The 13,328-nt window shown below is 51.7% G+C and carries 13 protein-coding genes and 1 tRNA gene; 5 read left to right on the top strand and 9 right to left on the bottom strand.

Features of this window, described 5'->3' with window-relative positions:
- The first annotated feature begins 107 nt into the window (after positions 1 to 107).
- The 3 genes from OLTU_RS02070 (at position 108) to OLTU_RS02060 (ending at position 1,857) form a co-directional block, all read left to right on the top strand.
- Complete coding sequence (locus tag OLTU_RS02070; RefSeq protein WP_141731102.1) at positions 108 to 446, top strand: hypothetical protein; 339 nt, start codon at positions 108 to 110, stop codon at positions 444 to 446.
- Positions 447 to 585: 139 nt separating this feature from the next.
- Positions 586 to 1,641, top strand: a complete 1,056-nt coding sequence (mnmH, locus tag OLTU_RS02065) for a tRNA 2-selenouridine(34) synthase MnmH (RefSeq protein WP_176736259.1) — start codon at positions 586 to 588, stop codon at positions 1,639 to 1,641.
- A 139-nt stretch (positions 1,642 to 1,780) separates the two neighbouring features.
- Positions 1,781 to 1,857, top strand: a tRNA-Met gene (locus OLTU_RS02060).
- 277 nt (positions 1,858 to 2,134) lie between these two features.
- Here the strand turns inward: OLTU_RS02060 and OLTU_RS02055 are convergent.
- The 4 genes from OLTU_RS02055 to OLTU_RS02040 all read right to left on the bottom strand — a co-directional run bounded on the left by OLTU_RS02055 (position 2,135) and on the right by OLTU_RS02040 (position 7,500).
- Positions 2,135 to 2,905, bottom strand: a complete 771-nt coding sequence (locus OLTU_RS02055) for a CPBP family intramembrane glutamic endopeptidase (RefSeq protein WP_218109788.1) — start codon at positions 2,903 to 2,905, stop codon at positions 2,135 to 2,137.
- A 44-nt stretch (positions 2,906 to 2,949) separates the two neighbouring features.
- A complete protein-coding gene (locus tag OLTU_RS02050) occupies positions 2,950 to 3,627 on the bottom strand; it encodes a hypothetical protein (protein ID WP_141731099.1) in 678 nt (225 codons plus the stop codon).
- Positions 3,628 to 4,063: 436 nt separating this feature from the next.
- Complete coding sequence (locus OLTU_RS02045; protein ID WP_141731098.1) at positions 4,064 to 6,139, bottom strand: methyl-accepting chemotaxis protein; 2,076 nt, start codon at positions 6,137 to 6,139, stop codon at positions 4,064 to 4,066.
- Between the two features lie 251 nt (positions 6,140 to 6,390).
- Positions 6,391 to 7,500 carry an alpha/beta fold hydrolase gene (locus OLTU_RS02040; protein WP_141731097.1) on the bottom strand — a complete coding sequence of 370 codons (1,110 nt, stop codon included), beginning with the start codon at positions 7,498 to 7,500 and terminating at the stop codon, positions 6,391 to 6,393.
- Between the two features lie 238 nt (positions 7,501 to 7,738).
- On the opposite strand from OLTU_RS02040, the gene OLTU_RS02035 reads away from it, so the two are divergent.
- Both OLTU_RS02035 and OLTU_RS02030 read left to right on the top strand, forming a co-directional pair.
- A complete protein-coding gene (locus OLTU_RS02035) occupies positions 7,739 to 8,068 on the top strand; it encodes a hypothetical protein (protein WP_141731096.1) in 330 nt (109 codons plus the stop codon).
- 35 nt (positions 8,069 to 8,103) lie between these two features.
- Positions 8,104 to 8,430 (top strand): hypothetical protein, encoded by a 327-nt coding sequence (locus OLTU_RS02030; protein ID WP_141731095.1) that lies wholly within the window; start codon positions 8,104 to 8,106, stop codon positions 8,428 to 8,430.
- A gap of 64 nt (positions 8,431 to 8,494) precedes the next feature.
- Here OLTU_RS02030 and OLTU_RS02025 read toward each other — a convergent pair whose 3' ends face one another.
- From OLTU_RS02025 to OLTU_RS02005, 5 genes are all read right to left on the bottom strand, one after another.
- Positions 8,495 to 9,052 (bottom strand): DUF1801 domain-containing protein, encoded by a 558-nt coding sequence (locus OLTU_RS02025; RefSeq protein WP_141731094.1) that lies wholly within the window; start codon positions 9,050 to 9,052, stop codon positions 8,495 to 8,497.
- Positions 9,053 to 9,154: 102 nt separating this feature from the next.
- On the bottom strand, positions 9,155 to 9,589 hold the full coding sequence (locus tag OLTU_RS02020; RefSeq protein WP_141731093.1) for an SRPBCC family protein: 435 nt from the start codon (positions 9,587 to 9,589) through the stop codon (positions 9,155 to 9,157).
- 110 nt (positions 9,590 to 9,699) lie between these two features.
- A complete protein-coding gene (gene fic / locus OLTU_RS02015; protein WP_141731092.1) occupies positions 9,700 to 10,809 on the bottom strand; it encodes a protein adenylyltransferase Fic in 1,110 nt (369 codons plus the stop codon).
- A 212-nt stretch (positions 10,810 to 11,021) separates the two neighbouring features.
- Positions 11,022 to 12,176 carry a hypothetical protein gene (locus OLTU_RS02010; RefSeq protein ID WP_141731091.1) on the bottom strand — a complete coding sequence of 385 codons (1,155 nt, stop codon included), beginning with the start codon at positions 12,174 to 12,176 and terminating at the stop codon, positions 11,022 to 11,024.
- 169 nt (positions 12,177 to 12,345) lie between these two features.
- Entirely contained in the window at positions 12,346 to 13,314 is a 969-nt protein-coding gene (locus OLTU_RS02005; protein ID WP_141731090.1) for a GSCFA domain-containing protein, read from the bottom strand.
- Between the last annotated feature and the right edge of the window lie 14 nt (positions 13,315 to 13,328).

The following is a 13,328-nucleotide window of genomic DNA, read 5'->3' as shown; positions in this document are numbered from 1 at the left end:
CATTAAAAGACTTCCTGGAGTCCTCGGACCGCACCCCGATAACTTGAAATGTATGGAGCAAGGCATCAATTTGAAGGAAGGGCGCGGGCCCTGATTCAGGAGGAAGTATGACTCTGCAAACTATCCGTAAGATATTCTTCACTCTCATGGCCCTGTTTGCGCTGGAGGCTTATGCCGGTGAGCAAACCATCAACGACTGCGGTACGAAACAAACTGCAAAACTGCCATTGGATCAGAGTGGAGATCTCGGTCAGCAGGCCTCCGTAAGTACAGCCGCAACTGGAATGGCTCAGGGCATATTCCAGAGTGCCAGTCTCAATCGCATCGCGGGTGAGACCAATGCCTCCTGCTGCAAGATTTGCCGCAACAGTCAGGCTTGTGGCGATGACTGTGTGAACTGGTCGAAGATTTGTCATGTCGGACCTGGCTGCGCCTGCCAGCAGTAAGTGCGCCCGTCGCGTCCTTGTGCAGCCCGGATCATCCGCATGGGGTCCGGGCTTTCTTTTTTGCACCATTTCTTGCTTTTTCAGCCCGGGAACGGCAAAACTTCCCTGCAGTTCACGCATTTTCAGGGAATTTAACACCGTGGCCCATAAGATATCCGCAGCCTCCGCTCTCGATCTCCTCGCCGCTTCATCCTGCGACATGTTGGATGTGCGCTCGGAAGGGGAATTTGCCGTCGCGGCTATTCCCGGTGCGCTGAACGCGCCCATCCTTCGTAATCCCGAGCGGCATGAGGTCGGGCTTTGCTATCGGCAGCGGGGTCAGGCGGCTGCCATCGACTTGGGTTACCAGCTGGTGGGCCCGGTTCAAGAGACCAGGGTCCAGGAGTGGCTGCGCCATGTTCGCCCGGATGCGCCGCTCGTTCTTTGCTGTTGGCGCGGCGGCCTGCGCTCCAGCATTGCTGCGGAGTGGATTGAAGCCACCGGCCGCGAGGTCTGGGTGGTGGAGGGCGGTTATAAGGCTCTCCGGCATGAACTTCTTGAAGTCCTGGCGCGACCGCAGGAATTCCGGGTGATTTCGGGTCTGACCGGTGCCGGCAAAACCCGGCTGCTCGACGCCCTTCCGCTGCATGAGAAGATCAACATTGAAGAGTGCGCCGCCCATCGCGGCAGCAGCTTCGGCCGCTTTATGCACCGCACCCAGCCCACCCAGACGACCTTTGAAAACCGGCTTGCCCTTGGCCTGCGTTTTGGGCAGAGGCCAGTCCTGGTCGAAGATGAAAGCAAGGTCATCGGCAGTTTGCATCTGCCGGAAGCGATTTACGCCGCCATGATCAAAAGCCCTCTGATTATATTGGAAGCGAGTCTTGCGGAACGCTGTGAGAATATTTATCGCGAGTATGTCGCGGAGGTTTTGGCGAGCGGGGTGGAGCCTCAAAGTTTGGAACAATCCCTGATGGCCAGTACCTATAAATTGCAGCGCCGCCTCGGGGGGCTTCTGACCTCGAAGATCATCGATCAACTCCAGACCGCGTTTGCGAGTGGTGATCCGGAAGCGCACTATCGCTGGATTGAAATGCTGCTGAGCGAATACTATGACGGTCGCTATCGCCATTCGCAGGTTCATGGGTCCCGTCCTCTGCTTTTCAGAGGGACTTATGAGGAGTGTCGGGAGTGGATTTTGGAGCAGTATGTTTGATTGGGCTATGAGTCAGGGCGATGCAGCATTTGAAAGTGGAGCGCTACGTTGTCATTGTGGCAGGAAACTCTTGGATTTTCCTGGCTTTAGCCGTTGACAACCCAGGGCAAAGCCTCTAAAAATGGTGGCCTTGGCTCGTGGCGAGGTAGCTCAGATGGTTAGAGCGCACGATTCATAATCGTGAGGTCGGCGGTTCAATCCCGCCTCTCGCTACCACTAAATCTACAGAATATTTCAGCTTTTAACGTTGGAAAAAATTCTCCAGGTTAAGTAGTTGGGTTAGCCGAAAAGCTCTCCGTGTCGTATCGAAAATCGACTGGAGGGCTTTTTCATGTCTGTAATTTGACGAATCGCGAGGAATCGTTAAGCTCGCAATCGGTTAGCTTTCAAATCCAAGGAGACGGCTGGGACAGCCCACGCTGACAAACCGGAATTGACACCACCCTAAAAACGCAGGTGGGAAGTATTCCTTCCACCCACACCTTTGATGAAATTAGCGCGTCGCCGCGGAAGTGAAAAAGAGTGTTCGCCTTCTCGTGAACCATAGCGTCAGCGGAAGAACGACCAGAGCAACGAAGGCCGAGCCGAAGATAACCGTATCGGCGATGTAAGTGTGTTTTTCGGCAAACAGCCCAACCATGTTAACCAGGAAGTGAACAAGAAGCGCTGCAGCCAGACCGCTTCTCACGAACGCCACGCCACAGCCAACACCGATGGCAAACGTCGGAGCGAGAGAGAGCAATCCAATGTCAGGCACGCCGCCGACAATCGGAACGACGGTATGCAACAAAGCGAAGAGCACACTCGAAAGCACAATCGCCCATCCGGGCGACATTACCATCAGCAAAGCTCCAAGTGTTATCCACCTGGAAGAAACTTCTTCCGCAGAAACAGAGACGAGCATCTCCGCCATTTTTTGCACCACGCTCGGGGGGGCAGGAGCTTCAACCCCTACGACCCCAACCTTGGGCTCCGGGTCTGCATAGGATGAGGTATACGCGCGACCAAAGGCCTTAAGCTGGAGCGCCTGCAAGCCTACGTTCGAGCCGAGCGTAGCGAAAACAATACTTATCGTTATCACCAACTCTCTGAAGCTAAGCAGAGGCCTATCGCCTGCGGTTCTTTTTTGCATAATGGTCTTTGCAAGGGCGATGGCCAGCAAAGAACACAGAACAAGTTCTGTTAACTTCGGGATGAATTCGTCCACGAAGCCCAACTTGAAGAAAACGATCAAAATGAGCGCCGACAGAGTTGTCGTTCCCATCGCAACGCCAATGTACCGCATTGTCCGATCCCTCTCTGCTTGGCTTATCGGCCGTCTATCCTGTCCAGTTGCCAAAACAAGTCAGCTTCTGTTTCAAATACAATAGTAAAAGTCTGCCCGTCCACAACCTTGGGGTACCATCCACTTGGGTTTGCGTCGTAGTGCTTCGGATTATATGCAGGCTCGACCACCGCCAGCGTGAAGGCCCATCGCTCCACACCGTCCGTCGGATCCGTGAACAGCTCGAACTTCTGCATTGTACAGTTGTGAACCTTGGGATTAAGTGGCCCTGATGGTTCGCAGTCCTCAATCAAAAGCTCCTCGCCTGTATTCTTATTTGTGTATTTAAGTTTGTACGAACCGCCGGACTTGAACAGATCTCGCCAGCTCTTGCCAACCTCGCGATACAAAGCATCGTTGTTTTGCTCTCCGTCGGTGGCCTTATCGTACTCGTTTTTCTCCTCTTCCCTCTTCTCTTTTTTGGTTTTCTGCTTGATGGCTTTCTCGACAGCAGCCTTGAGCGCAACATCTTTTAGCGATGCAGAACCGGAAGCGGCCCCCGATGCGCCGACCCAGCCGGCAAGCATGCCGAGTCCGCCCGGTAGTGGCGCAGCGCAGCATTCGTTCGGCGCGGTGACTTCCATGTGCTCTTCTTCGTGTGCGAGGAGAAAGCTGGAACTCAGAGAAATCGACAAGACCGACATAGTGATCAAAGTTCTCATATGTAACTCCTTAGTGTCTGAACGAAAGCCTTGCAAGGACTAACTTTGGAAGGGCTCTTATAACCCGCAAGGAGAGGCCGCAGAAGCACCTAAATTGGCGCTGGGTAACTTCCTCGTTCTCCACTCTAATGAAAAACACCAGTTCGGCATGTCCGAGGCAGGGCCAAGAAGGAAAACGCAAGGGAAAACGAGCACCTCAAGTGTCGCGTTAAGCAGCTGGAGCAGGAGAGCGCAAAGAGGCGATCGGCAATGGCCGACCTAAAACTCGCAAGTGAGCATGGTTATATCGCGTCTGTATCGGAAGCTGCCGTCTTTCAGAGTTTGCAACTCGACAAAATAGCGAAGGGCAAAGACATCGCGTGAGTCGGCCTCGATGAGGTCGGCGGTTCAATCCCGCCTCTCGCTACCACTCAATCCCCAGAATTTCTTAATGGACTCAAGCAGCCTTCAATGAATGAGAGGATCCGTTTTGGGCAGCCCGAAACACGGATGACTCCTCACGGCCACCCAGTTTGAAGTAGGATAGACTGCGTTTCAATTCCTGTGATTGACCATCCAGTTCTTCGGCGGCAGATGCCGTTTCCTCAGCACTCGCGGTATTCGATTGCGTGACCTTGTTGATTTGATCGATGCCGGACGTCATTTGAGTCATGGCTACGGCCTGTGCTTTGCTTGAATCAGCAATTTGTTTGACCACCGTCGCAACGTTCAAGGATTTCTTCACGATCTCACTAAAAATTTCGGCTGTTTTCTGGGCTTCTGTAAGTCCGAATTCCACCTTATGAGTGGACGTTTCAATCAAATGGGTCGTCTCACTTGCTGCTTTCGCACTGCGATTGGCCAGGTTTCGCACTTCTTCTGCCACGACGGCAAAACCCTTGCCATGTCGCCCGGCTCGGGCCGCTTCCACGGCAGCATTCAAAGCAAGAAGGTTCGTCTGAAAAGCGATATCGTCGATGACTTTGATAATCTTTGAAATTTGCTGACTCGAGTGATTGATCTCACTCATGGCTCGCAGAGTGACCTCGATCTGACGATTGCCCTCTTCCGCAGCCGTCTGCGCAGTCAATGCCGTCTGGCTCGCCGCGACAGCGAGATCGGCGTTGATGCGGATATTGCTGCTGACTTCCGTCATGGTGCTGGATATTTCCTCCACTGCGGCGGCCTGCTCGGAAGCCCCCTGCGAGAGGGTTTGGCTCGCGCTGGATACCTGCCCTGCCCCTGCGGAGACTTGCCCTGCTGCAAGATAGGAGCGGCTGATCACATCACGCAGTGCGCTCGACATTGTCTGAAAGGATTTTCCAAGACGATCCCATTCCGACAGGATAATGATCTCCTGGCTCAGGTCACCCTTGGCAATAGCTTCCGCTTGAGAAGCCTTTTCGTTAAGCCCTTGAAGCATCTTAACAATGTCAGCATAGGCTCCCCGGATGGGACCTTGCTTTTGAAAGTCCAGTTCAAGTTTGCCGAGGCAAACCTGCTTCGCGATGGAGGCAACGTCGGCCGGTTCGCAACCCAGCTGCTCAGTTATGGATCGGGAGAGTCTGAGACCCATAACGATCGATACCAGAATGGAAGCCAAAACGATCAGGAGACTTATAATCAAGCTGAGTTGAGCGGAATGCGTCACGGCTTCGGATCTTTGGAGGATGACGGAAGAGAGATGAACCGCGACCTCGTTGAGAAGATTGATTCTTCGCGTCGTGGCATCAACCCATGTCTCGGGCGTCACAGTGAATTTTCCCGTGCTGGCCTCACTGAGGACTTTTTTTCTGATTCTTTCCAGCTCGTCAAATTCCGGCCTGGCCATGGTTTTTTCGAGGCGACCAAGTTCCTCTTTCCGGGCGACGATGGAAAATATGTAGAAAAAATCCTTCTGCGAACTAATTAAGCTGGCTGTTTTCAGCAGAGACTCACTGCTGAATCCGCCGCTGGTAAGACTCTCATTGACAAAGGCTCGTTCCTGACCCGATCGCTCCGCAAAACTCAGGAGAGCGAAATAAGCCAGCCCTTCCTTGGTCATATCGGCTTCAGTATGGAGTCTCGATATATCCGCAATCAACGCAATATACAGGCCGATCGTGTCTGTAAAAAAGTTGTATGCATCCATCCCATTGACAGTCAATGCGTCCGCATCACGACGAAATTGGTCCAGGCCACTCAGCTTGCTGTTGGCGACCTGAAGTTTCTCTTGAATATCGCCGAAATTCGCTGATTCAGCCTTGATAAATGCCGTCAATGCATTCATCTTCTCAGTCGTTTTCTGGCGTTGCTGATGCATCGCCTCCCTAAATCTCACACCTCGTGAGCCGACGAAACCTACCGAGACCGCCCGCTCTTTCTGCAGTTCGTGAACCTGATCGCTCACATGGACCGCCAGCGTTGTCAGCAAACCCGAGGATCGCGCATTCTGTAGATCCTCGTAGCGGTTGAACATCTCTTGCGTCGAAAAATAGAGTAATCCGAGAAGGGGAATCAGCATGATGATCAGGAGTTTTTGCGCCATCGTCATTCTTTTGTTCCTTCCTAGCCTTAACCAAAAAAGCGATTTGGCCTTGTCAGAGGTATCGGATAGAAGGCGCGAACTTTAATGCCCAGCCCGGGGATGGGTGAAATTAGTGTGGAAGGCAAATCATAAAGCCAGAACGTCAGAAAACTCAGAGCCTGAAGGCGGAACATCTGTCAGGACGCCCGCCATGGCCAGCATGGTCGAGGATAGGGCCATGTAGAATTTATAAGGAATGCTTGTTATCCAGACTGCCCTTACCCGGACCTGTGCTTTTGCAAACTCTGCACCCAGGCCTGGCGAAAACCTGATCGAATAATATGCCCGCCCGGAAAGGTATCGAGAGTGCATTGAAAGTGCCGGGCCAGTATTCGCGCCTGACTCATGCCCGTGATGCCATCCCGCTCACCACCGATTACAGAGATGCCGTCGGCTGGCAGGAGAGGCTCGCGATTCAGAGGATTGACGCAAGCATACGCCTGCTCCAATGCGTCCCGCTGTGCCCGCTGCTCGCTGGCAGAGCCGATGAAGCGGCTTTGCTGATCCGTTAGCGTCGCCATGCAGCCCAGAGGCGTGACGTGGATCACACAGGACAAATTCTTTTCCAGAGTCGCAATCAATGCCGAGCAGTAAGCACCCAGGCTGACGCCGGCGAGACCGACTTGTACAGAGCCCTCCCCCCGCAACCAATCATGAAGGGCAGCCACATCAAAATAGATCTGGCGCAAGGCTTCAATGGTAAAGCGAATATCCCGGGACGGAAAACGAGGTGGCAGATAGCGTCGACGCGCTTCAATGCGTGGTCCATGATAGGGAAGGACCAGAAGGATGAGGTCGAATCCAAGGTCGATGCTTTCGCGAATGGGCCACATCAATTCTTCTGCGGTGAAGTGTCCACCTGCATAACCATGCAATCCAATCAAAACCGGGCGCGGTGTGGTCGATCTTTTAAAGTAGCGGCGCGCCTGGCAGCGACGGTTGGCGACCTCCTGCCGGAATTTGTCATGAAAGCTGAGATTACGATCGAAACCAAGACGCTTCAGCTCGGGGTGAGACTCGGCCTCAGGCCAGGCCAGTTCGAAGCGGCTTTCCCAGCTCAGTTCTTCCACTTCCATCGGCCCATTCGCAACAATACGGCGTCGGGACAAGGAGGTGATCTCGCCCCTGGGGAAGAACGCGCTTTCGCCCATAGATTGAAAGACACGTTCATAGGTCTGTCCCACTGCGTTGAGATACAGTATGCGTTGCTGGGGATCCAATCCCTCGATAAACGAGGACTTCCGCATCGGGACAGGGGGCTTGAGCAGGTATTGAAAAATCCCTGTCTCGAGCCAAAGGATGGGCTGTCTTGCCAGGTTCTGGATCATGACCGAAGCACCTCCGCCTTCTTTGATTCCCGTGCAAATCACCTCATCGGACATTGGAAAAGTCTGATCGGCTGCCGGATGAGGGTGTCAGTGGAATTTCGATTTTTTTCAATACTAATTCTAACATTTCTCACTCAGATCGACATTAAAGATTTCAAAGAGCGAGTGTACCCATCCAGGACAGACTTAGCCCTTGATTTCCTGGAAGATGGCCTTACATTAAAAATCAGGAGGTTTCATGCCTGGCATTCGCACACTTATCGCATTCCTTTTTCTATTCGCAGGTCTGGAAAGCGAGCTGCGTGCGGATGCATTCCAAGTTAAGACTACAAACTATACGACCCCATCAGACCTGCCGAGCAACCTGAACAGAACCTCCGTCTTTAAAATGACAGAACCCGCGTCTGAGAGGATTCTCGGGGTTCTCTTTACGCAGATCATCGATGCGGCGCCGCCTGGCAGCACTCCCTTTGATCTTATATTTTTTACAGATTTCCCTTCCAACACCTCGAGGCGAGATGCCTGGCGCAGCTCTGGTCTTAGTCCACCCATGTTGCGTGACAGCTGAAGCATTCAACTGAAACACAACCATAGGAGGATTCCATGAAAAAGCTTTCCTGGGGCGCTCTGTTTGTCGAGCTTTCCTTGATGAGTCCATTACTGCTGGCGAAGGCATTACCCTTGAGTTTTCACCTCACAGAAGAGAGTGAACCTTCGGTTCTTACCGTGCTCGACTATGAGATGAAGAAAATGGGCGATCACGAGCTCTCGGTTCGACTGAAACCCGAAGATGCCAAAGCACTGGGGCAGATAACGTCTCAAAACCTGGGTCGCAGGTTGATTCTGAAACAGGGCGAGCGCGTTCTGGCCTCGCCGGCGATTAAAGCGGCGATTCAGGGTCCGGATTTTGTGGTGAGTACGAAGAAATAGCAAGCAGGAGAGGAACGGGCGTCTGTTGTCGGGAGGACAGCAGACGCCGGCTCTGTGACGACCGTTACGGGACCCAGCCGGGCAGCTCAGATGCCTGCTTAATCCAACTCGCCAGGTGCTCCTGGTCGAGCTGCTCGTCCTCGTAGATATCGAGGTAGCGCACATGCTTGTCCTTGGATTCGCCGGGGGGGAGTGGGCTCAGCGACGCTCCGCGGAAGAAAGCTATTTTGATATATTTCGTGAAGCAATGATAACTGAGGAACCAGCCCTGACCCTCCACGCCATAGAAAGGCGAATTCCACTTCACCGCCTTGCGCACGTTGGGCACGATGCGCACGATGAGGGCATCGAGGCGGCGACCGACGTCGCTTTTCCAGCCCGGCATGGCCGCAATATAGGCCTGCACGGGAGCATCGCCGTCACCCTTCGCGATCTGAGGGTTGCCGCCTGAGAGCAGGGTTGGCTTCGCAGATTTCTTTGCGACCTTCTTTGTGGCCTTCTTCGCAGCTTTTGCCGAATTCTTTGCAGGCTTCTTTGCAGGCTTCTTTGCAGGCTTCTTTGTGGCCTTCTTTGCAGACTTCTTCGCAGATTTTGCCGACTTCCTGGACGTTTTTTTAGCCATGGCGTTCACTCCAACAGATAGACTGGGATATTTTCAATCATTTTCCATGGAAGTAAAAGTCCGAACTTGACCCGAGAGGGTCGAAGTTGAGCCACGGCCTTGTTAGTCGCCGCCGGGTTTACCTAAAACCTCAATCGACAGGCGATCAAGGTTCTGCTCATTGGCGGGGACGACGATGCGTTCCATACGGTTGGCAACTTCTGAATTCTCGAAAGCCTGCGACCAGGATACAACAGTTCCCTCTGCCGACGGAGCCAGGACAACGGTTAAGCGATACTTTGGCTCCGAGACGTGCTGAACAACGATCCTCCTCGGTGCTTCTATTTCTGCAAACACATTTTCGTTTGGATAGTTCCTGCCATCCGGTCCGTGCATGATGAAAGACCAACGCCCACCATTCTTGAACTCGCAGACACTGAAAGTATTGGTGAATCCCGCGGGCCCCCACCACCGGGCCAGGCGTTCCGGATGGCTGAATGCTGCAAAGACTTGTTCCACGGTTGCCGGGATTTCACGGGATGTATTGAACGTCGTCATAAGCTACTCCGTTTCGGCAGGTTTTTATCAAGGTCTGGAGTTTTCCTGTCGGATGAGGGCTCAACCAATTTTAAAGAACGTCAGATCAAGTGTAAACTGTGGGTTTTACTTCATCGAGGGTATCTCTCAAACGCATGCTCTGAACTGGTCAAGAGTCGCATGAATTTCGGATGAAGGAAAATTTTATCCCGCCCAAATTTTTCTTCATATAACACTCCGATTTCACAAAGCTGCTTAAGGTACATAGAAGCCGTCTCTCGCTTTGCAATCTTTTGATCGACCAGATTCCCTATTCTGCAGTAGGGCTGCACAAAAATAGCATCCACGAGCTCTCTCGTGTAAATCTTGGGTAATCGGTGTCGAACATAAGACACGGTTTCATCGATAAGCTCTCTAATTGCTGTGATTTTTCTGGCAGTCCACTGCGCTGTCTCCGCAACCCCTGTTAGCATATAGAGTATCCAGGGCTCCCATTCCTGGTTTCGAGTGACTTGAAGCAGGAGAGAGTAATAATCCAATTTGTGTGCCAGTATGTAACGACTGAGATAAAGAATAGGCTGAGCAAGAAGTCCTTCATACGTCAGGAACAAGAGGTTCAAGACTCGACCTGTCCGACCATTACCATCCGTAAAAGGATGGATGGCTTCAAATTGATAGTGCGTCACAGCCATTCGAATCAGCGGATCTATATTGACTTCATTGTGCAAAAATTTTTCCCAGTTACTCAACTTCTCCCGGAGTAAAGCTGCGCCTGCAGGGGGGGTATAAATAACTTCACCGGTCTTATCATTGGCCAACGCAGTCCCGGGAACATTTCGGATATCCATTGGGCTTGCCTTGATAACTGAACAAACTTCTACAGCAGTTGCGACACTCAGCGGACGAACTTTGAGCGAATGATAGCCTTCGAAAAGCGCGGTTCTATATCGCAAGGCTTCTTTTGTTGCATGATCAGTTTTCTCTTCATTGTCAAAGGCAAAACAAAAAAGCCGATCTGTCGTGGTAACGATATTCTCTATTTCTGAACTATCTTTTGCTTCCAATAAAGGGATGGTATTGATGAGGACGGCTTGGTTTGGAATTGATTCACCAAGAATCTTCAGGTCTGCCAGTGCCCTTCGTGCGTCAATGCATTTTTTCAAGATACCTTTGGTTTCAATATCTGTTGAGAGTGGAAGCAATGGAAGCGAGTTGTAAAGGGACGCCGGATCAAATGACATATCTCGATAGCATCGACATATCAAGAAAATATGTCGATTAAATCAGCTTTTGTCGACATATGAATATCACTGCATAATCATTGATATATTATAAGATGGAAGGTTTCCATGGGGCCAAAGACAGAAACCGAGCGAAGCAACCAGCGAGCGACAACAAAAAAGGTGGGACACCCCACCTTCCGATAACATCAATGAAATACACACCACTCGAATCAAAGACTCAGATGAATCAACACATTCCCATACGGACTCTTGTCGCCCGCATTTAGAAGCGGCAGATTCAACACAACTTCATCATGATCATTCAAGCTGCCAAAGGCCAGGCATCCATAACGCAGATCCACCAGAAACAACTTGTCATGGATGGACAGGGCTTCAGCAGTACCAAGAACCAACTGAGCAGGCCCATTCTCCTGACTCACATAGAAACCAATCTCACCTCCCGCATTCCTGGCTTCAAACAGGATGCGACCGGACACGGAAACATCCAATACAGTCACACCACTCAGATTGTCCTGGAGCCCAATCTGCCATGTTTTTCCACTGCCATCCATGGTCGTGACATAATAGTGAGTGGCTCCCGCACTATCCTCCGCTTCGTAGACCACATGATCTGCGTCACTGATCCAGAATGGACGATAAGGAATAATGTTATAACTCCCCGTGCGCTTGACCTGCGACCAGTTGCCTTCGGCGTCCACGGTATAGATATCCGCGGTGTTTTGCCAGCCCGGCGTTTGCCGATCGGCCCAGGTTCCCTCCTTGCCCATGAACACAATCCTGCCGCTATTGTTGATGCGAACATGTCCAACATTGATGAACGGCGACTCATTGAGTCCGTCCTCGTCCAACGTTTTAACCAGCAATTTTGAAGCCTCGGGATTCTCGACATCGGTGAGCCGTATCTCCTCCAGAAGGAAATCGTAGCCGTCCTGCTTTCCGAATACGACCTGATGCTTCGTGTTGAAGTCATGAACAGACGCCATGCCATTGGCAGGGCTACTCAGAGGCTTGCTCTTGCCGAAAGCATCCAGATAAAGCGCACCTTCAGCCCAGACAACGGCTTCATTCGCTTCATTGAAAATGAAGTTGTTGATCCTGTTTTCAGTTTTCAATGAGACTTCCGGACGCCCATCTTTAAATGTCAGCAGCATATTCGCCCCACCATTCGGAGCGTAGGTGCTCGCGGCCACTTCACCCTTGTTAGTCAGGGAAACCCATCCTGAGATCGGAGCTGCCTCCAGCTCGCCAACTTTAGCGTGATCTTTCGTACTGTCGTAGAGCACACGGAAACCTGTTGCCGCTGGCGCTGTCGTTGCAAAGGCCGCGAAGGTCCAAAGCAGGAAGCGATAAGATCCAGTAAACATTATGAACTCCTTCGAGATTGAAATTGATTCTCATTCTCAGTAACACCCGAATACAAAATTTGGCAAGAGAAATTCGCCTGCAGCAGGATTCCTATCCGAATGGATCAATCTACCTGATGGAGTGATGAGTGTTTTTGACGATAATCGATGTGATGAGCTCACCTGACGCTTACGATAAAATTCGGGCGACCAGTTCAGCCTTCTCCCGGGAACAATCCAATCCCGTGAAACTTTCCAACTCCTGCATGACGAACTGAAGATGTTTCTGATAGGAAGGCGCCTCGATACGAAGCGGCCGGTGACGCAAGGTATTGAGCACCAGAAGCCAGCGACGCAGAAATGTTTTGGTTGCGTCGGTAGCATAAGCTTCCGTGAATTTTTCCCAGATGTATTCGATCGCCTCGGCGGAGGGATGGATCATATCCGGCTCATAGAAGCGGTAATCGCGCAGATCATCCAGCATGATCTCGTAGGCAGGGAAATAACGGACACGATCCGGGTGCTTTGTGACAAACTCGTGGATATGAACTAACAACAGGCTTTTGCTCAAAGAGTTTCCAATTAGAGTATCCCGCGTATGCCGCACAGGACTCAAACTGATAATGAGTGGTGAAGATCGGGGCAGAAGATTCAAAATATCCTGCAGCGCGGCACGAATTTCCTCAGCTTGCAGCAGACGCTTATGGAAGAGTTGCAACGGCTGCTTATGACAGTTGGCGACGGGTTTCCCATCCAGCTTCCGTTCATAAACCCAGGCTGTCCCAAGTGTTAAAAGAATGAAGGGTTCCTTCTCCAAGACCTCCCGTACATCAGCGGAAAGAAGACGCCATTGTTCCTGCAGCGCCGCCGCATCCACCGCATGAAACCGGCTGTGCAGATCATGATGAAAAACAGCTCCATCATGTTCCACAAACAAAGCCTCATCCAGATCCTTCCCCTCCACAGCCAGCCGCAGAAGTTTGCTCAAAGCCAAAGGATGAAAAAGTGTCCCAAAGGGGGCGTTTAAACCCGACCATTTGAAATCCAGCAGTTTTTGCCCCATATGCTCGGCAAAGCAGGAACCCAGCGTTAAAATGAGCCGGCTTTGGTCCAAAAAAAGATCAGGCGGCAGGGTTAAATCCGTTCGAAATGACTTCATAAATCCCCTCAAAA

Source organism: Oligoflexus tunisiensis, from assembly GCF_001748245.1.
In the GTDB taxonomy this organism is placed as follows: domain Bacteria; phylum Bdellovibrionota_B; class Oligoflexia; order Oligoflexales; family Oligoflexaceae; genus Oligoflexus; species Oligoflexus tunisiensis.
This window is presented reverse-complemented; position numbering and strand designations above follow the sequence as displayed.